Raw genomic sequence first — 23,570 nt, 5'->3', positions numbered from 1 at the left:
GGCCAGGGGAGGAAAGCCGTGGGCGGGCGTATCTTGTTGATCGAGGATGAAGGGAACATCCTTGAAGCCATCAGTTTCATTCTGAGCCGCGCCGGTTGGCAGGTGCAGGGCCATGGCAATGGCGCGACAGCCCTGGATGCCGTTGCACGCACCCGGCCTGACATGATCGTGCTGGATGTCATGTTGCCCGGATGCTCGGGCCTCGAGATTTTGCGTGCGCTGCGCCAACGGCCCGAAACCGCCGCGCTGCCCGTCGTGATGCTGACCGCCAAGGGACAGCTCAAGGATCGCGAGACCGCTCTTGAACTGGGGGCGGACGCCTATCTGACCAAGCCCTTTTCCAACGCGGATCTGTTGGCCACCGTCGCCCTGCTGGCCCAGTCGCGGGCCGAGAGCGGCCGGGCCTGACCGCCATGGCGCGCCGCTTGTTTCTGGAACGCCGGACCTATCGGCAAAACCGCCTGCAAGATGCCGCGCGGCTTTTGCCCGTTCTGGGGCTGGTGCTGGTTTTTGCCCCGGTCTTCATCCGCGGTGAGGCCGCGCAGGTGGAGGTAGGGGGCCCCGATCTGGCGGATTGGCTGGTCTATTACTTTTCCGTCTGGCTTGGCTTGATCGTGTTGACCGCTTTCGTCTCGCGCGCCCTGACCCGCAGCAAAGGCGCCGAAACGCCCCCCTCGCAACCCGGCCCGGAGGGCGGTTGATGCTCAGCTTCAACGGGCTGGTTGCGGTCTGCGTTCTCTATGTGGTGTTTTTGTTCGGCATCGCGTTTCTGGCCGAAAAGCGCGCGGCCGAGGGCCGGGCGCGCTGGTTGAATTCGCCCATCACCTACACGCTCAGCCTGTCGATCTATACCACGGCCTGGACCTTTTACGGCGCGGTCGGATCGGCCGTGCGCAACGGGTTGGAGTTTCTGACGATCTATCTGGGCCCCACGCTGATCTTCATCGGCTGGTTCTGGCTCTTGCGCAAGATGGTCCGCATCGGGCGCGCGCAGCGCATCACCTCGATCGCGGACATGATTTCAAGCCGTTATGGCAAATCGGGTGGGGTTGCCGCGCTGGTGACTTTGCTCGCGGTGATTGGCGCCACGCCCTATATCGCGCTGCAGCTGCAATCGGTCACGCTGTCTTTTTCGGTCTTTGTGCGGCCCGGCGCGCTGGGTGCGCCCGATACGGAACAGACGGCGATCTGGGTGGCCGCTGGGCTGGCGCTGTTCACCATCATCTTTGGCACCCGGTCGCTTGATGTGAACGAACGCCATCCGGGTCTTGTCTCGGCCATCGCGCTCGAGGCGATCGTCAAGCTGGCCGCGATCCTGGCGGTGGGCATATTCGTGGTCTGGGGTGTGGCCGACGGTCCGGCCAACATGCTGGCCCGCATCGAGGCCAGTCCGGTCAGCCAAACGGGCTGGAACGGGGCGCGCTGGCTGGGCCTGACGGTGCTGGCGGGGGCGGCGATCTTGTGCCTGCCGCGGATGTTTCAGGTGCTGGTGGTCGAAAACTCCGACGAACGTCATCTGGCGACCGCGGGCTGGGCCTTTCCGCTCTATCTCATGTTGATCAGCGTCTTTGTCGTGCCCATCGCCGTGGTCGGGCTCGAGATGTTCGGAAGCGATGCCAATCCCGATCTGTTCGTGCTGACCGTTCCCTTGGGAATGGGTCAAGACGGGCTGGCGCTTTTGGTGTTTCTGGGGGGGTTTTCGGCGGCCACGTCGATGGTGATCGTGGCGGCGCTGGCGCTGTCGACGATGTTGGCCAACCACATCATCGTGCCTTTCTGGCTGCGGCTGACGCGCCATGATGACCCGATGTCGGGCGACATGCGCCGCGTGGCCCTGATGGCGCGGCGGCTGTCGATCACGGGGGTGATGTTTCTTGGCTATGGCTATTACCGCCTGTCGGGGGGGGCGGATGCGCTGGCCGATATCGGGTTGATTGCCTTTCTGGGTGTGGCCCAGATCTTGCCTGCGCTCTTGGGCGGCATCTTGTGGCGGGGGGCAACGCGGGTGGGGGCGGCGCTGGGCATCGGTGCGGGTTTCCTGATCTGGGCCTGGCTGCTTTTGATCCCCAATGTGGCAGAAACTGGCGGTGTCATGCCTCAGATGCTGATCGACGGGCCTTTTGGGCTGGTATGGCTCAGCCCCGTCACGCCCTTGGGCCTGCAGGCGACCGATCCCTTGTTGACGGCGATGGTGCTGTCGCTGGGCGTCAACACGTTTTTGTTCATCTTTGGCTCGCTGGTGTCCTTTCCCAGCCCGCTCGAGCGGCTGCAGGGGGCGCAATTCGTCAATGTCTATGACCATTCGCAGCCGCTTTATGGCTGGCAAGGGGCATCGGGGGCGGCTGATGATCTGTTGATCATGGCCCAGCGCATCCTTGGCACAAGCCGCGCCGGGCGCCTGTTTCAGACCGCGGCCGAAGCGCAGGGGCGCATCAGCGGCGTGCCCGAACCCACGCCCGATTTTCTCGAGCGTCTGGAGCGTGAATTGGCCGGTTCAGTCGGGGCTGCGACCGCGCATGCGATGGTGGCCCAGATCGTCGGCGGTGCCAGCGTGTCGGTGCGCGATCTGCTGGCTGTGGCCGATGAAACCGCGCAGATCATGGAATATTCGACCCAGCTCGAGGCGAAATCCGAGGAACTGGCCCAGACCGCCGCCCGCCTGCAGGAGGTCAATGCCAAGCTGACCGCGCTGTCGTTGCAAAAAGACGCCTTCCTGAGCCAGATCAGCCATGAGCTCAGAACGCCCATGACCTCGATCCGGTCCTTTTCGGAAATCCTGATGCAACCCGATGGCATCGACGCCGCCGCGCGCACGCGATTTTCGCGCATCATCCATGACGAAACAGTGCGGCTGACGCGGCTCCTGGACGATCTGCTCGATCTGTCGGTGCTGGAAAACGGTCGCGTCACCCTGCACGAGGCCGAAGCCCGGCTGTCGGATGTGCTGGATCGCGCCATCCATGCCGCGGGTGCGCAGGCCGATGGGCGGCTCATCATTCGCCGCGACCCCGACGCCGAAGCGGTTACGCTCTGGACCGACCCCGATCGTCTGGCTCAGGTCTTCATCAACCTGATTTCCAACGCGCAGAAATATTGCGATGCGCCCGCGCCCGAACTGACCATCTCGGTGCGCCAGATGCCCGGTCGGCTGCAGGTGGAATTCGCCGACAACGGCAGCGGCATCCCGAAGCGTCAGCAGGCCCTGATATTCGAGAAATTTGCCCGGGCCGATACGGCCAAGGGGGCACCGGGGGCGGGGCTTGGGCTGGCCATCAGCCGCGAAATCATGGCCCGCCTTGGGGGCGGGCTAAGCTATGTGCCCTCTGAGCAGGGAACGCGGTTTCGGGTGCGCTTGCCCGGCCGAACACGGCGCGCAGCTTGACGTCTTTTTAACCTTTCTTCGCGCAGTCTGTGGATCGGCCCGCCCTGTTTCGAACGGTTAATGCATCCTGATCATGTCCACCCCACTTGAGCATCTGGCGCTGCGCCGCAAGATTGCGGCCCATGCCCGCGCGACCGCCACGCCACCGGATGTGTCAGCGGCCGCGGGCGTTGCCTTTGGCCGCGCCCTGCGCCGCGCGGGCGCTGCCTTTGACGGGCTGGGTCTGATGCTTGGCCCGGTGACGGTGGACCCCGCGCAAACGCTTGATGGCGCCACGGCCGCGCTACCCGCGCAAGGGCTGATTGCCGCGCTCGAAGATGGGGCAGGGCGGCGCGGCTTGATCGGCCTGTCGTCGGGGCTGGTCGATGCGCTGATCGAGGTGCAGACCACAGGTCGTCTGGACGCGGCAGAGCTGCCCCCACGTCCGATCACCCGCATCGACGAGGCGCTGACCCGGGATTTCGTCGATCTGGCCTTGGCCGCCTTTGCCCAGGAAGGTCAGGGGCTGGACGGGCGCAACTGGCCCGACCGCATGGGCTATGGCAGCCGCATCCGCGACCGTGGGCAGATCAATCTGCTGCTGCCCGATGGTCCTTATACCTGCTTGCAGGCCGAGGTTGGATTTGACGGGGTCGATCGGCGTGCCCGGATGATCATCGCACTGCCGCGCGCGGTGGTGAATTCCGCCACGCAGCAGGCCGGTCCCATGAAACCCGCCGATCCCGCGTGGCTGGCCGCCCGCGCCCGCATTCTGGCCGAGCTTCGTATTCCGCTTGATGTGGTTCTGCTGCGCCTCACCCGCCCCTTGGCCGAGGTTCAGCGCCTTGCGGTGGGCGATCTGCTGTTCTTTTCGGACGCCGATCTGCAACAGGTTGCGCTCGAAAATGACCTCGGGCGTCCGATCTTGCATGGGCGGCTGGGTCAGGTCGGCGGGTGGCGCGCCTTGCGCCTGGCGGGTGCCGCGCCACACCTTGTCCCCGAACACCAGGCCACCGCCAGCCGGGCCGATGCCGACCCATCCGCCCAAAGCCTGCCGCGCGCGTTGGCGCCTGTGGCGCCCGCAGCCCTTGTTGCCAAAGTCTGATCACCTTTGGGCTGGCTGATCTGGCGCCCGTCATGTTGACAGGCATGTGTGCCGGATGCCTCCGGCCATCCGCGCAGGCCCCGCCGCTTGCTGATGATCAGGGGGAATGCGGCAAGATCACGAAACGATCTTCCGTAAACGGCGGCGGCAAGCTAGAGGGGACGCATGACCGAGCCGTTTTCCCCCTTGCCCGTCTTGCGCCTGAAACCCAAGGCTGATGCCCGTGCGATCCGCCATGGTCACCCTTGGGCCTGGGCTGATGATCTGGTTCTTGACCGCCGCGCGCGCGCCATTCCCGCCGGGGCGCTGGCGGTGCTTGAAGATGCCGAACGTCAGCCGCTCGGGCTTGGCGTGGCCACGCTCGAGGCCAAGATCGGCCTGCGTTTGCTTGATCGCAACCGCGATGCGGTGATCGATGGCGCGTGGCTGACGGCGCGCATGGAGGCGGCCGCCCATCTGCGCGCGCGGCTTTATGCGCAACCCTTTTACCGCTTGATCCATGCCGAAGGCGATGGTTTGCCCGGGCTGATCGTGGACCGATTTGGCGATACCCTGGTGATGCAGCCCAATGCCATCTGGCTGGAAGAGCGCGAGGATGCGGTCGCGGCCGCGCTCTTGGCGGTCACGGGCTGTGGCACCCTGATCAAGAACGCCACATCGCGCGCCCGTCTGGCCGAAGGTCTGCCCGAGATGATGGCGGCTCTTGCCGGATCGGCGCCCGACGCGCCGATCCCGGTGCCGATGAACGGGGCCATCTACATGGCCGATGTGATGGGTGGACAGAAAACGGGGCTCTTCTACGACCAGCGCGACAATCACGCCTTTGCCGCGCGGCTGGCGCGCGGCGCGCGCGTGCTGGATGTGTTTTCCCATGTGGGCGGCTTTGCGCTTGCCGCGCTGGCCGCCGGGGCCGAGCGGGCTCTCGCCGTCGATGCCTCGGGTCCGGCGCTGGCGCTGGCCTTGGCCGGGGCACAGGCCGCAGGTCTGCACGAGCGTTTCGACACACGGCAAGGCGACGCCTTTGCCACGCTCGAGGCGCTGGCAGCCGAAGGGGCTGAGTTCGATCTGGTGATCTGCGATCCGCCCGCCTTTGCGCCCGCAAAACCGGCGCTGGAGGCGGGCTTGCGCGCCTATGAGCGCATCGCGCGGCTGGCCGCCCCCCTTGTGGCCAAGGGCGGTGTCTTGATGCTGTGTTCGTGCAGCCATGCGGCCGATCTGGGCAAGTTCCGCGCCGCCTGTCTGCGCGGGATCGGGCGGGCGGGGCGCGATCCCCGGCTGATCCATACAGGCTTTGCCGGCCCCGACCATCCGCAGCATCCCGCGCTGAGCGAAACCGGCTATCTCAAGGCGCTGGCCTTTCACCTGATGCCATGAGGGCAGTGATCGATGCTTGTGTGTTATACCCGTCGGTCATGCGCCAGATCGTCCTGGGGGTGGCGCAGGCGGGCTTGATGACGCCGATCTGGTCCGACCGGCTGCTCGGGGAATGGGTGCGCACCGCGGCTCGCCATGGCGGGCCCGCCGATGAAGCCTTGGCGCAAGGTGACGTGGCCGCACTTGGGCTGGCCTTTCCGGCGGCGCGGATCATGCCCGATCCGGCCTTGCAAGCGCGGCTCTGGTTGCCAGATAGCGGCGATGTGCATGTTCTGGCGACCGCGATCACGGCGCGCGCCGACAAGATCGTGACGCTTAATCTGCGCGATTTTCCCCGTGCCGAGCTTTCCGCGCATGGGATCGCGGCGATCCATCCCGATGCCTTGCTGTACGCGCTGTGGATCGAACAGCCCCGGATCCTGGGTGACGTGGTGGCGGGGGTGCATGCCCGGGCCGAACACCTGTCGGGCGCGGTCTTGCCACAGCGTGCGCTGCTCAAGCGGGCGCGCCTTCCAAGATTGGCAAAGGCGCTGGGGTAGGGGGCGGAAAACACGTGTTTTCCGCACGGGAAAACCCGGGTTTTCCCATGCGTTTTGCGCCAGCAAAACGCCTCACTCCTGGGGCAGCTGCGCGGCCCAGCGCGCTTCCAGCGCCTCGATCGCGCGCACGCGGTCCGCGGTCTTGGGGTGGCTCATCATCCAGGCGGGCATGCCGCGTCCGCCCAATCCCGTCAGCCCCTCGAGCTTGATGAAGAGCGATTTCTGCGGCCCTGTGCCAAGGCCCGCCTTGGTCATCAACGCGGCCGCATAGGCATCGGCCTCGTATTCATCCTGGCGGCTGAGCCGGGCGGCCAGCAGACCCGCCAAAAGATTGGCGATCCAGACCCCGACGCCGGGGATGAAACGGCCCAGCACCGTGGCCAGCACCACGCGCACCGCATTTTGTCCCGAAAAATCGATCATCCGGCGCCGCGCATGGCCCAGCGCCACATGCCCCAACTCATGGGCGATGACGCTGGCCAATTCCTCGCCCGTCACCTCGCCCGCCCGATACTTGTCGTAAAAGCCGCGGGTCAGGAAAATCCGGCCGTCCGGTGCTGCCAGCCCGTTCACCGGCGCGACCTCGTAGATGTGGACACGGATGCGCTCGACGCCCAAGGCATGGGCCATGCGCTCCATCAGCCCGCGCAGCCTTGGATCGGCCAGCTCGGTCGAACGCGCGTCCAGCTCGCGCGCCGTGCGCCAGGCCGAGAACTGGTACATCACCAGCGCATAGCCAATGGCCAAAAGGATCGGTGTCAGCTTCAGCATGGGTCAGATATGGGCCGGGCGCGCCGCCATGGCAACGCCCCGCTCACGGCTGGGCCCGATGTCGCAGGGCCATCCGCAGCCAAATCCCAAGCGCCGCGGCCACGGCCAGCGCCGCCACAAGCCCCGACGCGCTGCCCAAAACACCGGCCAGCGCCACGATGTCGTCGGCAAAGGCCGCGCCAAGACCCACATACAGCGCCACCCAGATCGCTTCGCCGGCTATCCCCGCCCTGGTAAAGCGCCCCCAGTTCAGCCGCCCCGCCCCGCCCGCGAAATTCACATAGGGCCCCAGTGGCGAGACCAGCCAGCGGCTGAAGAACACAGCCCAATCGCCCTTGTCTTGCAGGGCTTGCATCGCCTTGCCCATCAAGGCCGCCTGTCTTGGGGGCATTGCCCGCCCCACCATCAGGCGTCCGCCGATCCGGCCCAGGACATAGCCCAGCTGATCGCCCATGATGGCCCCCAGCCATGCCGCAAGCACGGTCTGCCACAACACCAGATCCCCCGCCGCCGCAAAGCCGCCCGCCGACAGCATCACCAGCGAGGCAGGCATCGGCAGGGCAAGACAGGACAGAAAGGTCGCACCTGCGATCAGGCCCAGCCCATACAGCGGCACAAGCGCCAGCACCGCTTCGGTCATTCGCCCTGCGCCTTGGTGATGGCCGCCTCGAGCCCCGCGATCAAGTGGGTCAGGGGGATGCCTGTGGTTCTGGCGATGTCGGTCAGTGTCGGGCGTGCGCTGGGGCGGGTGTCGGACGGCAGCGGCAGGGCGGCAAGCACCACGTCGCGCTCAAGGCCCCAAGACCGCGCAACATAGCCGGGTGTCATCCACCCCTCGATGGCCTGCTCACGATGCGCGGGATCGGCCCAATAGAGCGTGAACACCGTCAAACGCACCGCAAAAAATCCCGCAACACCTAGGGCCAGCCCCAGGGCGATCACCGCGGGCCGGTGATGGCGCCAAAGGTAGCGCCCCGTCGTGCTCCACCCTCTCATCGCCTCAGCGCCCGCATGCCGCGGTCAAGTCCCGCCAGCGTCATCGGCACCATGCGGCCTTCGAAGATCTGACCGATCATCCCGATCGACTGGGTATAGCCCCACAGCCGTTCAGGGGTGGGATTGATCCACAGATGATCTGGCCATTGGGTGCGGGCGCGCTCCAGCCAGACCTGTCCCGGCTCTTCGTTCCAATGCTCGGACGCGCCGCCCGCAATGCCGATCTCATAGGGTGACATGGATGCATCACCCACGAAGATGCATTTGTAATCCGATCCATAGGTGTTCATCACCTCATGGGTTGGGATCTTTTCGGTCCAGCGCCGCCGGTTGTCGCGCCACACGCTGTCATACAGGCAATTGTGGAAGTAGAAATGTTCCAGATGCCTGAATTCGGCCCTTGCGGCGGAAAACAGCTCTTCGACGACGCGGATGTGGTCATCCATCGACCCGCCCACATCGAGAAACAAGATCACCTTGACCGCATTGCGCCGCTCGGGCCGCGTCTTGACATCAAGCCAGCCCTGTTCTGCCGTCGCGCGGATCGTGCCCTCAAGGTCCAGTTCTTCGGCCGCGCCATCGCGCGCCCATTGGCGCAGACGCTTGAGCGCCAGCTTGATGTTGCGCGTGCCCAGGTCAACATCATCGGCGAAGTCCCTGAATTCGCGCTTGTCCCAGACCTTGACCGCGCGGCGGTGTCGGCTTTCGTCTTGCCCGATGCGCACGCCTTCGGGGTTGTAGCCATAGGCCCCAAAGGGCGATGTTCCGGCCGTGCCGATCCATTTCGAGCCCCCCTGGTGGCGCCCCTTCTGCTCGGCCAGCCGCGCGCGCAGCGTTTCCATCAGCTGCTCGAACCCGCCCAAGGCCTTGATCTCGGCGCGTTCTTCGGGCGTCAGGTGCTTTTCGGCCAGCTTTTCCAACCATTCGGGCGGGATGTCGGCGGCGGCCAGCACCTGGTCGGGTGTGATGGCTTCCAACCCGCCAAAGGCATGGGCGAAACACTGGTCGAACCTGTCCAGATGGCGTTCGTCCTTGACCATCGCCGCGCGCGCCAGATAGTAGAACCCTGTTACGTCATAGGTCACAAGCCCCGCCGCCACCCCTTCCAGAAAGGCGAGGTATTCGCGCAAGGATACCGGAATGCGGGCCGCGCGCAGGGTCTGGAAAAAGGGCAGAAACATGATGCCCCGACCCTGTCAGCCGGGCGCCGGTATCACAAGCATCGCAAAGGCCCCAAGAATAAAGCCCACAATGCCAAAGATGGTGGCGTAATGCGCCAGATCCAGCCGGTTGCCCCCGCGTTTGCGGGCCACCCAGAGCCCCAGCGCGATGCCCACGGCCGCCCCGATGAAATTCAGCATTCTCTTGCCCACCCAATCACTGGTTCAGACCGCCCGGGATATCGCTACCGCGTTCCCGGTCACGCGCGCACCGCGTGCGCGTTCAAGCCCCAGCCTTAGCCGCGCCACGCAATCCTGTCGAGACGCCGCCGCGCCATCCTACCCCGGACGCCGCGCCAGAAACGCCAGCCGTTCGAACAGTGCCACATCCTGTTCGTTCTTCAACAGGGCCCCATGCAGCCTGGGCAGCGCGCTGGCGCTTGGGCCGCGCAGATCCTCGGGCGCCAGATCCTCGGCCAGAAGCAGCTTCAGCCAATCCAACACCTCGGAGGTCGAGGGCTTTTTCTTGAGCCCTTGCTGGTCGCGGATCGCATAGAATTGCGTCAAGGCCGTGGTCAGCAGCTGCGGCTTCATGTCGGGAAAATGCACACCCACAATGGCCTTCATCGTCTCCATGTCGGGAAAACGGATGTAGTGAAAGAAGCAGCGCCGCAAGAATGCGTCGGGCAGTTCCTTTTCGTTGTTGGAGGTGATGATCACGATGGGCCGGGTGGCCGCGCGGATGGTCTCGCCCGTCTCGTAGACGAAGAACTCCATCCGGTCGAGTTCTTGCAACAGATCGTTGGGAAACTCGATATCGGCCTTGTCGATCTCGTCGATCAGAAGCACGCATTTCCCGACATGCTCAAAGGCCTGCCACAGCTTGCCCTTGCGGATGTAGTTGCCCACATCATGCACGCGCGCATCACCCAGCTGGCTGTCGCGCAGACGGCTGACCGCATCGTATTCGTAAAGCCCCTGCTGCGCGCGGGTGGTCGATTTGACATGCCATTCGATGATCGGCACCCCCAGCGCACCCGCCACCTGACGGGCCAGTTCCGTCTTGCCGGTGCCCGGTTCGCCCTTGACCAGCAGCGGGCGTTCCAGCCGCACCGCTGCATTCACGGCGATCGTCAGATCCTCGGTCGCCACATAGCTGTCACTGCCTTTGAAATCTGCGCGCATCGAGGGTCTCCTGTGGTGTGCGACAGCTTTAGCCGCTTGTGCGCGGGGTTGAAAGAGCGCTGCGCGGCAAGATAGTTGCATTTTCAACCATAGCGCGAAAATCAGGCAAGCCATTGGGATTTTGAGGCAAAAGATCGTTCTTTGCCGGCGCGCGCCGTCCCGTTCCCGGTCGAGGCCGCGCTTTGGTGATAAGACAGGTGACAAGCCTTGCGCTGTCTTGTAAGCGAACCGCGACGGGGCCGGGGGCGCGTGATGCCAGACCGACAATACGACGCCGGCTTCGCTGAGGGGAGCGATATGAAGGCCGAGATCTTTCTGCCCGAAGACTATCGTCCGGCCGAGGACGAACCATTCATGAACGACCGCCAGCTCGAGTATTTCCGGCGCAAGCTGATCGGCTGGAAAAACGAGCTGCTCGACGAAAGCCGCACCACGGTCGAGGCGCTTCAGGACGGCACGCGCAACATTCCCGATATTGCCGACCGGGCAAGCGAGGAAACCGATCGCGCGCTCGAACTGCGCACGCGTGACCGCCAGCGCAAGCTGATCGCCAAGATCGACAGCGCGCTTCGCCGCATCGATGAGGGCGAGTATGGTTATTGCGAGGTGACGGGCGAACCCATTTCGCTCAAACGCCTTGATGCCCGCCCCATTGCAACCATGAGCCTTGAGGCGCAAGAGCGCCATGAGCGGCGCGAAAAGGTGCATCGCGACGACTGACCGCGCTGCAGGTTTGGACACGCGATGACAAAAGCTTGGGGCATCTCGCGGCGAGATGCCCTTTGTGCTTTGCGGGGATGGCATGCTGATCGGACAACCGATGACAGTCGTGGGTGGCGGGATCGGCGGGCTGGCCACGGCGCTGGCGCTGGCGCAGCGCGGCGCGTCGGTCAGCCTGCTTGAACAGGCCCCTGCCATTTCCGAGGTCGGCGCGGGCCTTCAGATCAGCCCCAATGGCTGGCGCGTGCTGGAGGCGCTGGGCCTGTCCGATACCTTGGCCGCGACCAGCCCCCGGTCACAAGCCGTGCATCTGCGCGATTTCCGGCGCGGGGCGGGGGTGTTTTCCCTGCCCCTCACGCGCCCCGATGAGCCATGGTATCTGGTCCATCGTGCCGATCTGGTGGCCGCCCTTGCCCAAGGGGCGGTGGCGGCGGGCGTCACCCTCCGGCTGGGCGTGCGGGTGGCGGCCGTGGAACCCGGCCCGATGGAAACGCTGTTGCGGCTGGCCGATGGGCAGGTGGAAACCCACGGTCTGACGATTGCCGCCGACGGGCTGCATTCGCCCGCCCGCGCCGTGCTCAATCCGAAATCACGCCCTTTTTTCACCGGTCAGGTGGCATGGCGCTGCACGGTTCGGGTTCCGAGCGCGCTGCCGCCAGATGCACATGTGTTCATGGGTCCGGGGCGCCATCTGGTGCGCTATCCGCTGCGCGACGGTCGGCTGGTCAACATCGTGGCGGTCGAAGAACGCGACGCCTGGGCGGCCGAGGGCTGGCATCACCGCGACGACCCCGCCCATCTGGCCCGCGCTTTCACCGATTTCTGCCCCGAGGTGCGCGCCCTGCTGGAGCGCGCCGAAGAGGTGCATCTGTGGGGCCTGTTCCGCCATCCGGTGGCGCCCGTCTGGCACGAACACCATCTGGCGCTTCTGGGCGATGCGGCCCATCCCACGCTGCCTTTTCTGGCGCAAGGGGCGAATATGGCGCTCGAAGATGCCTATGTTCTGGCGCGCTGTCTGGCCGAAGACCCTGATCCACAAGCCGCGTTTGCGCGCTACGCCGGCTTGCGCCGCCCGCGCACGGCGCGCATCGTGCAAGCCGCGACCGACAATGCCACGCATTACCACCTTCGCCCCGGCCCGATGCGCTTTGCCGCCCATGGCGCGCTCAGGCTTGCCAATCGATATGCCCCACATCTGGTGCGCGCCAAATTCGACTGGGTCTACCGCCACGACGTGACCGCCTGACCCGCTGATCTTTGCTTTCCAGATCCTCCGGGAGAGCGCGCAACGGGCGGGAGTAGCGCGCGCGTGCGAATTTTCGTACGAAAATTCGCGCACCCCTTTTGAATTTTCGTACGAAAATTCGGAACCCGCGCGCCGCGTTCAATCCAGCGAATAGGCGGGCAACCGGTCAAAGGCGGCGCGCAGCGCCTCGCCCCAGCCAGATGAAATCATCTCGTAGAAGGCATCGTCGCGCTCGATCCGGCGCACGCGGCCATTGGCGTAGCTGTCGGCCTGATAAAGATGCATGTCCAGTGGCAGGCCCACCGAAAGGTTGGCCTTGATCGTGCTGTCGAAGCTCAGCATCAACAGCTTGACCGCCTCCTCGAAACTCATCTTCGGATCCAGGGCGCGCACAAGGATGGGCTTGCCGTATTTTGTCTCGCCGATCTGGAAAAACGGCGTATCGGCCGAGGCTTCGACAAAATTCCCCTCGGGATAGACCATGAACAGCCGCGGCTCGGCGCCCTTGATCTGTCCGCCAAGGATCAAGGTGGCGGAAAAGGCGCTGTCGGCCTGCAACCCCTCGCGACGGGTTTGCTCGGCGATCACTTCACGCAGCGTCTCGCCCACCAGCTTGGCCACCTGAAACATCGACGGTGCCTCGAGGATGGAGGGCGAGCCGCGTTCATCGGCGGGTTTCGCGCGCTCGCTGAGCAGCGACACCACCGCCTGCGTGGTTGCAAGATTGCCCGCCGTCATCAAGGTGATGGACCGTTCGCCGGGGCGGTCCCAAAGAAACATCTTCCTGAAAACGCTGATATTGTCGACGCCCGCATTGGTGCGGGTGTCCGACATGAACACCAAGCCGCGATTAAGCTTGAGCCCCACGCAATAGGTCATGCGCCTGTTCCCCCCTGCCTTGCCGCCCCTGTGCCGGGGCTTACTGTTGCTGAACCTGGATGTCGATGGACATCGCCTCGCCCCCGGACCCGAAGCGCAACCCGCTGACCGGTGCGGCATCGCGGTAATCGAGACCCGTGGCCACGCGCACATAGCGTTGATCGGGCGAGATGCCGTTGGACACATCAAAGCCCACCCAACCCAGCGGTTCCACATAGGCCTCGGCCCAGGCGTGGCTGGCGTCCTGGTGCACCCGGTCATTCATCATCAGATAACCCGAGACATAGCGCGCAGGCACACCAAGCTGACGGGCGGCCGCCACAAAGATATGGGCGTGGTCCTGACACACGCCACCGCCCTGTTCCAGCGCCTCTTCGGCTGTGGTGGTCGATTGCGTCAGGCCGATCTCATAGGGCAGGGCCGAACGGATGCGTGCCGACAAGGCGTGCAAACGCCGCAGATCGTCGGCGTCTTCTTCCTTCAGCCCCCGGATCAGGGCGCGCAGCTTTGGCCCCGCCCGCGTCAGCTCGGTCGCCCCCCGGAAAAACCACAGCGGCGCAAAGCCGCCATGTCGTCCGGTCACGCCCGAGGTGTCGGTGGTTTCGACCTCGCCCGCGCAATGGATGATGATCGAGCTTGCACCGGGATCAAAGGAAATCAGCGAGACGCGGTTTTGATGATGATCGGTGAATTCCGTCTCGACCTGCCCGCCATCGATATCCATCTGCCACGACAGCACCGTCTGACCCGTCCGGCTTTTGGGCACGACGCGCAGCTGTTGCAGCCCATAGGCCATGGGTTGGTCGAAGTGATAGGTGGTGGTGTGCAAGATCCTGAGGCGCATGGCGGTCATCCAAGGAACCGGTAATCGGTTTCGATCTGCTGGCCCAGCTTTGCCACATCGCCCAGAAAATCGGTGATGAATTCGTGCAACCCATCCTCGAAGACCCGATCGATGGTGCCATGGCTCAGCCGGGCGGCCAGCGTGTCGATCTGATCATGGCACGGATGCCGCATGCCATAGGCCTGTTCCAGAAAGCCAAGGTTCGCCGCGATCTTGTCCACTGAAAAGGCCATGCTGCGGGGCATGCGCGTGTCGAAGATCAGGAAATCGGCGATGCCGATGGGGCTGGTTTCGCCTTGGGTGATCCAGCGATAGGCGCGCATGCCGGCCACAGACCGCAAAATCGTTTCCCACTGCACATTGTCAAGATTTGAACCGATCTGGCTGATCGAGGGCAAAAGCACATAATATTTCACATCCAGAATGCGCGCGGTGTTGTCGGCGCGCTCCAGATATGTGCCCAGACGGCAGAAATCGAAGATGTCGTTTCGAAGCATCGTGCCCTGTGTGGCGCCGCGCACCAGCGCGGATTGCTGGCGGATCACTGCCAGAACCTCGGGCAGATCGCGGGCGGAAACAGGGCGGGCCAGCGCCTGTTTCAAGATCATGTAGGTGTCATTGACCGCTTCCCAGACCTCACGCGTGATGGCGGTGCGCACAAGGCGCGCGTTCATCCGTGCGGCCGAGATGGCCGAGAGAACCGAGGATGGGTTCGACATGTCGCGCAGCATGAAATCGATGGCTTTTGCCGCTTCGATCTGATCGTGCTTCTGAAAATACAGATGCGCGACGGCTGCCGTTTGCAGCACGCTGGTCCATTCATCATCGTCGCCATCCCCCCGCGTCAGCGCGATGCGAAAGCCCGCCTCGATCAGGCGCGCGGTGTTTTCCGACCGCTCCAGATAGCGGAACATCCAAAACAGGCCGCCCGCGGTTTTGCCCAGCATCGCCCTATTCCTCCAGCACCCAAGTGTCCTTGGTGCCGCCCCCCTGGCTGGAGTTTACCACCAGAGAGCCCTTTTTCAGCGCCACCCGCGTCAGCCCGCCCGGCGTGATCGTGATCTTGTCGGGAGCCACCAGCACAAAGGGCCGCAGATCGACATGGCGCGGTGCCAGCCCCGCTTGCGTCAGGATCGGCACCGTCGACAAGGACAGCGTCGGCTGGGCAATGTAATTGGCGGGCTTGGCCAAAAGCTTGGCCCGGAATGCCGCCAGTTCCTTTTTCGACGCAGCCGGCCCCACCAGCATGCCGTAGCCGCCCGAGCCATGCACCTCCTTGACCACCAGTTCCTTCAGGTGATCGAGCACATAGGCCAGCGCATCCGCCTCGCTGCAGCGCCATGTGGGCACGTTTTGCAGAATCGCCTTTTCGCCGGTGTAGAATTCGACGATGTCGGGCATGTAGGAATAGATCGCCTTGTCGTCGGCGATGCCCGTGCCGGGTGCATTGGCGATGGTGATGCCGCCCGCGCGGTAGATATCCATCACACCGGGCACGCCCAGCAGGCTGTCGGGGCGGAAATTCATCGGATCGAGAAAATCATCATCGACCCGGCGATACAGCACATCGATGGGCTTGTAGCCTTGGGTGGTGCGCATCTGCACCTTGCCACCGATGATGCGGATGTCATGGCCTTCGACCAGCTCGACCCCCATCTGATCGGCCAGAAAGGCATGTTCGAAATAGGCCGAATTGTGAATCCCCGGCGTCAGCACCGCCACCGTGCAGTCAGGCGAGCAATTGCGCGGGGCCGATGCCGCCAGCGATCGGTGCAGGTTGACCGGATAATCCTGCACCGGCTGCACCTTGATGCGGGTAAACAGCTCGGGAAACATCTGAAGCATGGTTTCGCGGTTCTCGAGCATGTAGGACACGCCACTTGGCGTGCGGGCATTGTCCTCCAGCACGTAGAAGTCATCTTCGCCCGTGCGCACCAGATCGACGCCCACGATATGGGTATAGACGCCGCCGGGGGGGGGCATGCCGATCATCTGGGGCAAAAAGGCGCTGTTTCGGGCAATCAGATCGACCGGCACGCGGCCCGCGCGCAAGATTTCCTGCCGGTGATAGATGTCATGCAAAAAGGCGTTGATGGCGCGAACGCGCTGTTCGATGCCGCGTGTCAGCCGCGCCCATTCCCGCCCCGAAATGATCCGAGGCACAAGGTCAAAGGGGATCAGCCGTTCATCGGCTTCGGCCTGTCCATAGACGTTGAAGGTGATGCCGGTGCGGCGGAAAAACCGTTCTGCATCGGCCGATTTCTTGCGCAGATCGCGCAGATCTTCGCCATGAAACCACGCGCTGTAGCCGCCATAGGGCGCGCGCGGGTCGCCGCCGGGCTGCTGCATTTCGTCGAAGAAGCGGGGTGTGTCGCTCATGTCGTCCTGATCACTGATCTTGCCCTTATGGGTGCAGACCGCGCGGGCAAGAACCAGACCATCCCGCGCCTGTCGCACCGCATGGCTTGCACATAGCATAAAAATCAGGCGGTTTGCCTAATTTTCCATCCAGATCGTAACGGGGCCGTCATTGATCAGGCTGACCGCCATGTCCGCGCCGAATTCACCCGTTTCCACCCTTGGCCCAAGGGCAGCCAGAGCCGCGACGAAATCGCGATAAAGCGCCTGGCCTTCGGCGGGGGGCGCTGCGGTCGAAAAGCCGGGGCGGTTGCCGCGGCTTGTGTCGGCGGCCAGCGTGAACTGGCTGACCACCAGCGCGCCCCCGCCCGTATCCAGAAGCGAGCGGTTCATCTTGCCGGCTTCATCGCGAAAGATGCGCAACTTGGCAACGCGTGCGGCCAGCGCTGTGGCTGCCTCGGGCGTGTCGCCCTGCATCGCGCACACCAGGATCAACAGGCCCGGACCTGTCTGACCGATCAGCGTGCCATCCACGCGCACCTGCGCCTCGCGCACCCTTTGGATCAGTGCGCGCATGCCAATTCCTCGCGCCAAGGCGGGTTGGCGCCCGCGCGGCTGACGGTGACGGCGGCGGCCTGCACCCCCAGAGCCAGCGCCGCGTCCAGAACAGACGCCGGCAGCCCCGCCCGCACGGCCGCCTTGTCCAGCGCACCTGCATCCGCAAGGCCCGCCAGAAACCCCGCGTTAAAGGTATCGCCCGCGCCGACCGTATCGACCACCGCCACCCGCTGCGCCGCAACCTTGCGCGCTGCGCCAGCGCCAAAAGCGCTGACGCCGTCTGCACCTTGCGTCACCAGCACCAGCGCGGGGCCTTGTTGCAACAGGGCCTGCGCGCGCGCCGCAATCTCGCCCGCACCCATCAGCCATGTCAGATCCTCGTCCGAAAGCTTGACCACATCGGCCACCGCCAGCATCCCTGCCATGCGCGCACGATACCGCGCTTCATCGGCGATGAAGCCAGGGCGGATGTTGGGATCGATCATCACCAGCCGATCGGCCGCCGCGCGCGCAGCCAATGTGGCATAGGCCTCGGCGCAGGGTTCCACCGCAAGGCTGATGCCGCCGAAGAACACGGCCCCGATCTCGGGCGCGAGCGTCGGCAGATCGGCCACCGACAGCATGCGACCGGCGGTATTTTCATCATAGAAGGCATAGCTTGCCTGCCCATCGGTCAAGGTCACAAAGGCCAGTGTCGTGGGGCGGTCCGCGCGTGCGCACAGGCCCGCATCGACGCCCGATTGCGCCAGAACCGATGCCAGCCGCGCGCCGAACAGATCGGTGGACAGCCCCGAAAAAAAGCGTGTGGCCAACCCCAGACGCCCCGCAGCCACGGCGGTGTTGAAAACCGATCCGCCAGCATGGGGGGCAAATGCAGCCTCGCCACCCTCGGTCAGGCGCGGCAACATGTCGATCAGGGCTTCGCCCGCGCATAACAGCATCGTCGGTCTCCGGTTCGGGTGCGGGGGCATGACTACGCCGCATTGCCAGATCGGGCCAGTGGTTTTGTGCCCGTTCAAAAGCCGCCGCTGGCCTCAAGATGGGCAAATCCATAGGCGACCGCGCCCAGCGCAAGGGCGGCAAGGATCAGCGCAAGGGTGATCTTGATCCACGACCATGGGCGCTCGCCCTGCACCCGGCCGGTCTGGCCGTTGACGACGAACCGGTAGGATCGCCCACGATAGCGATAGGCCGCGACCCAGATGGGCAGCAGGATATGCTTGAAGGTCACATCATCGATGCGCAGCGTCATCTGCTCGATGCGCTGCATGTCGCCGCCGATATCATGGCGGATGTCGGCACGGATCTGGTCCTCCATCACGGCCTTGGCTTCGTCAAAACCGGCCTGCAGACCAAGCTGATAGCCTTCGGCGCGAAAGCCCGACAGGAATTCGGCGCGATAGGCCGTCAGGCGCGACAGATCCCAGGGCGCCAATTGATCGGTAAAGCGCTTGGGCAAGGACTGTGAGGCAAGGATCAGGATATCGTCGAAAGCCCGTGTCACCCGCCCCGAGGCGCTGCGCCAGCGGATGCGCTGTTCCATCCGGGGCTTGCCGTCGCGCCCGCGCGTCGTGACGTAATGGATATCGCCCCGCTGCCCGCGATACTGCGTCGCCGTATCCGCGTCATAGGTCCAGAAGGGCACATAGATCCCCTCCATCTTCCGGGCCCGGCTGGCATAGGCCCGCAGGCCGTTGGGCGCAAACCAAAGCCGCCCCAGCCAGTCGCTCATCGCGGTGTGGGCCTGAGGTTCGGTCACATGAAACGGGATGACGCCCTTGGGCTTGATGTGGCGATGGGTGCCGGTGTCGGTGACGATGGGCGTGGCACAATAGGGGCATTGCTTGGCGTGGATGTCGGGTTGAAAGGTGATCTGTGCGCCGCAGCCGGTGCAGTGCGAGACGCGGGTTTCCTCCATCTCTTCGCGCGGCAGCTTGGCGGCGATGGCGGCGTCATAATCCAGTTCGATCAGTGCCGGGGCTTCGCGCGACCACGGGCCGGTCTGGCCCGCGTCCACCGGGCTGGAATGGCCGCAATGATCACACAGCAGCTTGCGCTGGCCGGGCGCAAAGCGCATGTCCGACCCGCATTGCGGGCAGGGAAAGCGATGTTCCTTTGTGGCTGGTGGCCCGTCATCCATGGGGTGGCTCTTTTCCATCATCTGCCCTTCGCCCCGACGCGGCCATGGCGCGCCTGACGCGGCACATGGGCGCTTGTCTGCACGTTTCGAATGGCGCCCCTGACCACGCCGCCAAAGGTCGCCCCGACCCCGGCCACGGCCAGCGGCCGGTCTTGCCTCAGGCCGGTGCCGGGGGCGGGGGGGGCGGGGGCATTACGGTGAACAGCTGCGCCAGTTCCGTCACATCGCCTGCATGCTTCCAGCCATCTTGTCCCGCGGTCCAGACATGCGTCTGGCGCGTCAACTCGCCCGAGGCGGCCATGCGGCCAAGCGCAGCCTTGGAAAACGGGCCCTTGGTCTGACCATTCTCGGCAATGTGCCAGACATGTTCGACCGGGGGCGGGGGCGGGGCGGCGGGGGTCAGGCCCTGGGCCAGACCTTGTGCCATGGCCATGCCCATCCCCATGCCCAGACCCGCGCCCATGCCGCCGTCGCCACCGGGATTGGCGGCGGCAAGGCGCATCGCCTCGGCGGTCTGGAATTGGGTGTATTTGCCCAGATCGCCCACCACCCCCATCGAGGTGCGCCGGTCCAGCGCCTCTTCGACGGCGGCGGGAAGCGAGATGTTCTCGATGTAAAGCTCAGGCAATTCCAGCCCGTAATCGGCAATGATGCCTGACATGCGCTGGGCCATGATGCGGCCCAACTCGCCCGTGTTGGCCGCCATGTCCAGCACCGGAATGCCAGAGGCCGCCACCACCTGCCCGAATGTCTGGACGATGATGTTGCGGATCTGGTGGGTCACTTCCTCGGTCGTGAATTCCCCGTCGGTTCCCACGATCTCGGTCATGAAGCGGGCGGGATTTGCGACCTTGACGCTATAGGTGCCAAAGGCGCGCAGCCGCGTCGGCCCGAATTCCGGATCGCGCAGCATGATCGGATTTTTCGTGCCCCATTTCAGATTGGTGAAGCGCGCGGTCGAGATGAAATAGATCTCGGATTTGAAGGGCGAGGAAAAGCCGTGATCCCAATGTTGCAGCGTGGTCATCACCGGCATGTTGTTGGTCTCGAGCATGTAGAGACCGGGGGTAAAGACATCGGCCAATTGCCCCTCATGCACGAAAACCGCGACCTGACCTTCGCGCACGGTCAGCTTGGCGCCGTATTTGATCTCGTGGCCGTAGCGCTGGAACCGCCAGACCATCGTGTCGCGGCTGTCGTCGGTCCATGCGATGACATCGATGAACTGGCCCTTGAGAAAATCCATGAACGGCACGGCGGGGTCTCCTTCAAGCAAACGGGCGGATGTGGGTCAGCTTGCGCCGCCCACAAGGGTTTCGGCGATGGCGCGCACGATCGGGCGGGCCGCGTCAGGCGTCATTCCGGGGCTGAGCCGCGCGTCATAGAGAAGGCGCAGCAACATCGCGTCATGCGCTGTCAACAGCGCGAATTCCTCATCGTCGTTGAAGATCGACGGGCGCGCGCCCGCGCTGTCATTGGGAAGACCCATGCCTTGGGCGATTTCTTCATGTATGCATGACTGGCGCAGCAGGTCGGGATGTTCCGCGCGGATGATCGCAACGGCCGCGATATAGACGGGCGGGCCACCGGGTTGCGAAAAGGCAAAGACCGCACAAAAGGTTGAACGCGGCATGCCTTCGATCGCGGCGATGGTTTCAGGGCCGACACCGGGAACGAGGCTGCGTACAAGATCGCCCGCCGTCTTTTGTTCGTCGCGGTCGAGGTAAAGCACATGAAAATTCCCGCCTGTGCTTACACTGGTCACGGGGTGACCTGTGGCGTCCGACAGCCGTTGTCCAAAGGCTGTCAGCACAGCGCGGTCGGTTGCCTGTTGGTCTGGGCTGACCGTGCGGCCGAAATGCGGCTGAAGCTGCACGGGCTGTTCCCAGCGCCGCAACCGTGACGGGGTTTCGCGCGCAACAAAGCGGCCTGCCGACAAGGTGTATTCGTCAAACAGCGCGATGCGTTCGAAATTGGCGGCCAGCATCGCCGCCGAAAACGGCGCGTCGTGCTGTCCGCCATCGACGCGCAGCATCCCATCCGACACCAGCCGCGTCTCGACGCTGGCGTAATATGTTGCGAATGCGGCACTTTCCGCCGAGCGCGCGAGGGCCGCGGTTTCGGGGGCGGGTGCGGGCAACGGTGCGGTCTGCATCACGCAAGCTGCTAGCGACATGACCGCGACGCCCATCACAAGATATGCCAACGGGCGTCGCATGCCGGGATCAGCCACCAATAGCTGCGGGCGTGGCCGCCCGGGCGGCGCGCGATGAGGCGGCCGACAAGGTGTCGCGCAACTCGGTCTCCATCTTTTGCATCTCGACCTCGGCCTCGGCGCGGCGGCGCTTGCCTTCGTCGGCAATCTGGAGCGACTCGTCGATGGTGGCAATCAGCTCGGCATTGGCGGCCTTGATCGCCTCGATGTCAAAGACGCCACGCTCCATTTCCTCGCGCACCATGCGGTTGCTGTCGCGCAGATTGGCGGCGTTGCGCGTCAGAAGCTCATTGGTCAGATCCGAGGCCTCGCGCACCGCGCGGGCGGCCTCTGTCGACCGCTGGATCGTCACCGCCTGAGCAAGCTGGGTTTCCCACAGCGGCACGGTGTTCACGAGGGTCGAGTTGATCTTGGTCACAAGGCTTTTGTCGTTTTCCTGCACCAGCCGGATCGATGGCAGCGACTGCATCGTCACCTGCCGCGTCAGCCTGAGGTCATGCACGCGCCGTTCCAGATCATCGCGCGCGGCCCGCAGGTCGCGCAATTCCTGTGCCTTGAGGATTTGGTCGACCTCGGGGGCGGCATCCACCTCGGCGGCCTTGGCGGGGATGGTTTGCGTGTCCAGCACGCGCAGCTTTTCTTCGCCCGCAGCGATGAACAGCGCCAGCTCATGGTAGAAATCAAGCGTCTTTTCATAAAGCTTGTCGAGCGACTTGATGTCCTTCATCAGCGCATGTTCATGGCGCAGCAGGTTCTCGGTGATGCGGTCGATCTGGTCTTGCACCTGTTCATAGCGGGCGATGAAGTTATGGATGGGCTTGGCCTTTCCAAACAGCCGCTCCCACCAGCTTTGCTTGCGGTTGGGGTCCAGCTCGTCGACCGAAAAGCCCCGGATCGTGCCCACGATCTCGCGCAAGCTGTCGCCGGCGGGCCCCACATCCTTGTTCTTGACGCCTTGCAGCATGGCCTGGCTGATCAGCTGCAATTCAGCCTGTGCCGATGAACCGAAGGTGACGATGGAATTGGTGTCGCCCATGTCGATCTGGTCCATGCGCGCACGGATCTGTTCGGCGGTGGGCGCATCGGCTTGCGGCAGCGCCACCAGATCGGCCGATGGTGCGGGCAGCACCACGGCCGTGATGTCTTCGATCAGCTTGGCGGCGGCTTCGGCCTGTTGGCGAATCTCGGTGGTCATGGCTGTATTCCTATCCCTCGTTATGCAGATTTTCACGCTTCAGCCGGTCCCTCAGCACATCGATCTCGATGTCGAAATTGGTCCGGTCATCGGTCAGCATGGCGGTTGTGCGCTTGGCGAAATTGGCATCCAGATCATCAAGAAAGGCAAGGTAATCGGCGCGAATTTTCGCATCGCGGTTGCGAGCGTAGAGTTCGGCGAATTGCACGGTCGCGTCGCGCGCGCCCTGCAGATAGACCCCAAGATAGCGCCGCGCCGGGGCCAGATCGCGGGGATCGGCCTCGACCTGACGAAACAGTGTGCGCACCGTATCCTCGAAGCGCGCCACGCGATCTTGCAGCGCGCGATCACGGGCGCGGCCAATGGCCTCGGTCATCTGCGACAAGACCTGTTCGGCCTCGTCGATCTTGCGGGCGATGCGGTCGGTTTCGATCCGGTCCAGTCCCGCCATGCCCTTGTCGCGCAAGGGATCAAGACCAAAGGCCGCCAGATGCAAGCCCCCCGCGATCATCCCGATCAGCAGGGCGGGCGACACGGCCCATTGGCCGCCGAACACCAACAGGGCCACGCCCAGGCCCATCAGCACCGCGCCAAGGATCTTGCGCGGGATCGCGGGGCGGCGCGCCACCTTGCGCTCGGCATAGGCATCTTCGGCGCGCACCCCGTCGCGCGTCAGCCATGCCGCCAGCAAAAGCGCGGCCATGCCCGCCAGATCGGTGGCGATTGCCGCGACCGGCTGGAAAAACGCGGTGATCAGCGGCAAAAGCGCCAAGGCAAAGAGCAGGTTGATCTTGGCGCCATGGCGCAGGGGCTTGCGGCCGCGAAACCCCGCCACCTCGGGCCGGGGGGCGGTTTCGGTGCCATCCGGGGGGCTGCCGGTTGGGCTGAATGTGCCGCCATAGCGTCTGGACATGTCACAACACC

At 64.5% G+C, this 23,570-nt stretch carries 25 protein-coding genes; 8 read left to right on the top strand and 17 right to left on the bottom strand.

Annotation, left to right across the window (positions count from 1 at the left end):
- Nucleotides 1-18 precede the first annotated feature (18 nt).
- The 6 genes from Q0094_RS01260 (at nucleotide 19) to Q0094_RS01235 (ending at nucleotide 6,379) form a co-directional block, all read left to right on the top strand.
- Nucleotides 19-408, top strand: a complete 390-nt coding sequence (locus Q0094_RS01260) for a response regulator (protein ID WP_297614391.1) — start codon at nucleotides 19-21, stop codon at nucleotides 406-408.
- A gap of 5 nt (nucleotides 409-413) precedes the next feature.
- On the top strand, nucleotides 414-701 hold the full coding sequence (locus tag Q0094_RS01255; RefSeq protein ID WP_297614389.1) for a hypothetical protein: 288 nt from the start codon (nucleotides 414-416) through the stop codon (nucleotides 699-701).
- Nucleotides 701-3,382 (top strand): ATP-binding protein, encoded by a 2,682-nt coding sequence (locus Q0094_RS01250; protein ID WP_297614387.1) that lies wholly within the window; start codon nucleotides 701-703, stop codon nucleotides 3,380-3,382. The genes Q0094_RS01255 and Q0094_RS01250 overlap by 1 nt, the downstream gene beginning before the upstream one ends.
- 73 nt (nucleotides 3,383-3,455) lie before the next feature.
- Nucleotides 3,456-4,466 (top strand): FliM/FliN family flagellar motor switch protein, encoded by a 1,011-nt coding sequence (locus tag Q0094_RS01245; protein ID WP_297614385.1) that lies wholly within the window; start codon nucleotides 3,456-3,458, stop codon nucleotides 4,464-4,466.
- Nucleotides 4,467-4,631: 165 nt separating this feature from the next.
- Nucleotides 4,632-5,840, top strand: a complete 1,209-nt coding sequence (locus tag Q0094_RS01240; RefSeq protein WP_297614383.1) for an RSP_2647 family RNA methyltransferase — start codon at nucleotides 4,632-4,634, stop codon at nucleotides 5,838-5,840.
- Nucleotides 5,837-6,379, top strand: a complete 543-nt coding sequence (locus Q0094_RS01235; protein ID WP_297614381.1) for an RSP_2648 family PIN domain-containing protein — start codon at nucleotides 5,837-5,839, stop codon at nucleotides 6,377-6,379. Before Q0094_RS01240 ends, Q0094_RS01235 begins: the two co-directional genes overlap by 4 nt.
- 72 nt (nucleotides 6,380-6,451) lie before the next feature.
- Here the strand turns inward: Q0094_RS01235 and Q0094_RS01230 are convergent, their stop codons facing one another.
- The 6 genes from Q0094_RS01230 to Q0094_RS01205 all read right to left on the bottom strand — a co-directional run bounded on the left by Q0094_RS01230 (nucleotide 6,452) and on the right by Q0094_RS01205 (nucleotide 10,491).
- Nucleotides 6,452-7,150 carry a M48 family metalloprotease gene (locus tag Q0094_RS01230; protein WP_297614379.1) on the bottom strand — a complete coding sequence of 233 codons (699 nt, stop codon included), beginning with the start codon at nucleotides 7,148-7,150 and terminating at the stop codon, nucleotides 6,452-6,454.
- A 43-nt stretch (nucleotides 7,151-7,193) separates the two neighbouring features.
- The gene (locus tag Q0094_RS01225) at nucleotides 7,194-7,790 is read right to left on the bottom strand and encodes a VTT domain-containing protein (protein ID WP_297614377.1); all 597 of its coding nucleotides are present in this window, start codon (nucleotides 7,788-7,790) and stop codon (nucleotides 7,194-7,196) included.
- A complete protein-coding gene (locus Q0094_RS01220) occupies nucleotides 7,787-8,146 on the bottom strand; it encodes a hypothetical protein (protein WP_297614375.1) in 360 nt (119 codons plus the stop codon). The genes Q0094_RS01225 and Q0094_RS01220 overlap by 4 nt, the downstream gene beginning before the upstream one ends.
- Nucleotides 8,143-9,327: a VWA domain-containing protein gene (locus Q0094_RS01215; protein ID WP_297614373.1), complete on the bottom strand. Its 1,185-nt coding sequence runs from the start codon at nucleotides 9,325-9,327 to the stop codon at nucleotides 8,143-8,145. Before Q0094_RS01215 ends, Q0094_RS01220 begins: the two co-directional genes overlap by 4 nt.
- Nucleotides 9,328-9,342: 15 nt before the next feature.
- Entirely contained in the window at nucleotides 9,343-9,507 is a 165-nt protein-coding gene (locus Q0094_RS01210; protein WP_297614371.1) for a hypothetical protein, read from the bottom strand.
- A 138-nt stretch (nucleotides 9,508-9,645) separates the two neighbouring features.
- The gene (locus tag Q0094_RS01205; RefSeq protein WP_297614369.1) at nucleotides 9,646-10,491 is read right to left on the bottom strand and encodes a MoxR family ATPase; all 846 of its coding nucleotides are present in this window, start codon (nucleotides 10,489-10,491) and stop codon (nucleotides 9,646-9,648) included.
- Between the two features lie 297 nt (nucleotides 10,492-10,788).
- Here Q0094_RS01205 and dksA point away from each other — a divergent pair, with 297 nt between their 5' ends.
- Together dksA and Q0094_RS01195 are read left to right on the top strand one after the other, a co-directional pair.
- Nucleotides 10,789-11,211 (top strand): RNA polymerase-binding protein DksA, encoded by a 423-nt coding sequence (gene dksA, locus Q0094_RS01200; protein ID WP_297614366.1) that lies wholly within the window; start codon nucleotides 10,789-10,791, stop codon nucleotides 11,209-11,211.
- A gap of 82 nt (nucleotides 11,212-11,293) precedes the next feature.
- Nucleotides 11,294-12,457, top strand: a complete 1,164-nt coding sequence (locus tag Q0094_RS01195; RefSeq protein WP_297614364.1) for an FAD-dependent oxidoreductase — start codon at nucleotides 11,294-11,296, stop codon at nucleotides 12,455-12,457.
- Between the two features lie 138 nt (nucleotides 12,458-12,595).
- Here Q0094_RS01195 and Q0094_RS01190 read toward each other — a convergent pair whose 3' ends face one another.
- The 11 genes from Q0094_RS01190 to Q0094_RS01140 form a co-directional block, all read right to left on the bottom strand.
- Nucleotides 12,596-13,336, bottom strand: a complete 741-nt coding sequence (locus Q0094_RS01190; protein ID WP_297614362.1) for a proteasome-type protease — start codon at nucleotides 13,334-13,336, stop codon at nucleotides 12,596-12,598.
- 40 nt (nucleotides 13,337-13,376) lie between these two features.
- A complete protein-coding gene (locus Q0094_RS01185) occupies nucleotides 13,377-14,189 on the bottom strand; it encodes a transglutaminase family protein (protein WP_366940208.1) in 813 nt (270 codons plus the stop codon).
- Nucleotides 14,186-15,127, bottom strand: a complete 942-nt coding sequence (locus Q0094_RS01180) for an alpha-E domain-containing protein (RefSeq protein WP_297614360.1) — start codon at nucleotides 15,125-15,127, stop codon at nucleotides 14,186-14,188. Before Q0094_RS01180 ends, Q0094_RS01185 begins: the two co-directional genes overlap by 4 nt.
- A 4-nt stretch (nucleotides 15,128-15,131) precedes the next feature.
- Complete coding sequence (locus tag Q0094_RS01175; RefSeq protein WP_297614358.1) at nucleotides 15,132-16,559, bottom strand: circularly permuted type 2 ATP-grasp protein; 1,428 nt, start codon at nucleotides 16,557-16,559, stop codon at nucleotides 15,132-15,134.
- A gap of 117 nt (nucleotides 16,560-16,676) precedes the next feature.
- Complete coding sequence (gene dtd, locus Q0094_RS01170) at nucleotides 16,677-17,114, bottom strand: D-aminoacyl-tRNA deacylase (RefSeq protein WP_297614356.1); 438 nt, start codon at nucleotides 17,112-17,114, stop codon at nucleotides 16,677-16,679.
- Nucleotides 17,102-18,037: a carbohydrate kinase gene (locus Q0094_RS01165; RefSeq protein ID WP_297614451.1), complete on the bottom strand. Its 936-nt coding sequence runs from the start codon at nucleotides 18,035-18,037 to the stop codon at nucleotides 17,102-17,104. The genes dtd and Q0094_RS01165 overlap by 13 nt, the downstream gene beginning before the upstream one ends.
- Before the next feature lie 74 nt (nucleotides 18,038-18,111).
- Nucleotides 18,112-19,257 (bottom strand): primosomal protein N' (replication factor Y) - superfamily II helicase, encoded by a 1,146-nt coding sequence (locus tag Q0094_RS01160; RefSeq protein ID WP_297614354.1) that lies wholly within the window; start codon nucleotides 19,255-19,257, stop codon nucleotides 18,112-18,114.
- Between the two features lie 136 nt (nucleotides 19,258-19,393).
- A complete protein-coding gene (locus Q0094_RS01155; protein ID WP_297614352.1) occupies nucleotides 19,394-20,491 on the bottom strand; it encodes an SPFH domain-containing protein in 1,098 nt (365 codons plus the stop codon).
- A 36-nt stretch (nucleotides 20,492-20,527) separates the two neighbouring features.
- Nucleotides 20,528-21,412, bottom strand: coding sequence for a DUF2927 domain-containing protein (locus tag Q0094_RS01150; protein WP_297614350.1), 885 nt, complete (start codon nucleotides 21,410-21,412; stop codon nucleotides 20,528-20,530).
- 49 nt (nucleotides 21,413-21,461) lie between these two features.
- Complete coding sequence (locus tag Q0094_RS01145) at nucleotides 21,462-22,646, bottom strand: toxic anion resistance protein (protein WP_297614348.1); 1,185 nt, start codon at nucleotides 22,644-22,646, stop codon at nucleotides 21,462-21,464.
- Nucleotides 22,647-22,656: 10 nt separating this feature from the next.
- The coding region (locus tag Q0094_RS01140) for a 5-bromo-4-chloroindolyl phosphate hydrolysis family protein (protein WP_366940207.1) at nucleotides 22,657-23,570 on the bottom strand (914 nt) is incomplete at its 5' end.

Source organism: uncultured Roseicyclus sp. (assembly GCF_937892565.1).
Taxonomy (GTDB): Bacteria; Pseudomonadota; Alphaproteobacteria; order Rhodobacterales; family Rhodobacteraceae; genus Roseicyclus.
This window is presented reverse-complemented; position numbering and strand designations above follow the sequence as displayed.

Coding starts and splice junctions, on each gene's coding strand:
- Q0094_RS01245 (WP_297614385.1), top strand. CDS start 3,456: ATGTCCACCCCACTTGAGCATCTGGCGCTGCGCCGCAAGATTGCGGCC.
- Q0094_RS01190 (WP_297614362.1), bottom strand. CDS start 13,336: ATGACCTATTGCGTGGGGCTCAAGCTTAATCGCGGCTTGGTGTTCATG.
- Q0094_RS01215 (WP_297614373.1), bottom strand. CDS start 9,327: ATGTTTCTGCCCTTTTTCCAGACCCTGCGCGCGGCCCGCATTCCGGTA.
- Q0094_RS01185 (WP_366940208.1), bottom strand. CDS start 14,189: ATGACCGCCATGCGCCTCAGGATCTTGCACACCACCACCTATCACTTC.
- Q0094_RS01225 (WP_297614377.1), bottom strand. CDS start 7,790: ATGACCGAAGCGGTGCTGGCGCTTGTGCCGCTGTATGGGCTGGGCCTG.
- Q0094_RS01240 (WP_297614383.1), top strand. CDS start 4,632: ATGACCGAGCCGTTTTCCCCCTTGCCCGTCTTGCGCCTGAAACCCAAG.
- dksA (WP_297614366.1), top strand. CDS start 10,789: ATGAAGGCCGAGATCTTTCTGCCCGAAGACTATCGTCCGGCCGAGGAC.
- Q0094_RS01210 (WP_297614371.1), bottom strand. CDS start 9,507: ATGCTGAATTTCATCGGGGCGGCCGTGGGCATCGCGCTGGGGCTCTGG.
- Q0094_RS01250 (WP_297614387.1), top strand. CDS start 701: ATGCTCAGCTTCAACGGGCTGGTTGCGGTCTGCGTTCTCTATGTGGTG.
- Q0094_RS01220 (WP_297614375.1), bottom strand. CDS start 8,146: ATGAGAGGGTGGAGCACGACGGGGCGCTACCTTTGGCGCCATCACCGG.
- Q0094_RS01230 (WP_297614379.1), bottom strand. CDS start 7,150: ATGCTGAAGCTGACACCGATCCTTTTGGCCATTGGCTATGCGCTGGTG.
- Q0094_RS01195 (WP_297614364.1), top strand. CDS start 11,294: ATGCTGATCGGACAACCGATGACAGTCGTGGGTGGCGGGATCGGCGGG.
- Q0094_RS01255 (WP_297614389.1), top strand. CDS start 414: ATGGCGCGCCGCTTGTTTCTGGAACGCCGGACCTATCGGCAAAACCGC.
- Q0094_RS01205 (WP_297614369.1), bottom strand. CDS start 10,491: ATGCGCGCAGATTTCAAAGGCAGTGACAGCTATGTGGCGACCGAGGAT.
- Q0094_RS01150 (WP_297614350.1), bottom strand. CDS start 21,412: ATGTCGCTAGCAGCTTGCGTGATGCAGACCGCACCGTTGCCCGCACCC.
- Q0094_RS01165 (WP_297614451.1), bottom strand. CDS start 18,037: ATGCTGTTATGCGCGGGCGAAGCCCTGATCGACATGTTGCCGCGCCTG.
- Q0094_RS01180 (WP_297614360.1), bottom strand. CDS start 15,127: ATGCTGGGCAAAACCGCGGGCGGCCTGTTTTGGATGTTCCGCTATCTG.
- Q0094_RS01160 (WP_297614354.1), bottom strand. CDS start 19,257: ATGATGGAAAAGAGCCACCCCATGGATGACGGGCCACCAGCCACAAAG.
- dtd (WP_297614356.1), bottom strand. CDS start 17,114: ATGCGCGCACTGATCCAAAGGGTGCGCGAGGCGCAGGTGCGCGTGGAT.
- Q0094_RS01175 (WP_297614358.1), bottom strand. CDS start 16,559: ATGAGCGACACACCCCGCTTCTTCGACGAAATGCAGCAGCCCGGCGGC.
- Q0094_RS01235 (WP_297614381.1), top strand. CDS start 5,837: ATGAGGGCAGTGATCGATGCTTGTGTGTTATACCCGTCGGTCATGCGC.
- Q0094_RS01145 (WP_297614348.1), bottom strand. CDS start 22,646: ATGACCACCGAGATTCGCCAACAGGCCGAAGCCGCCGCCAAGCTGATC.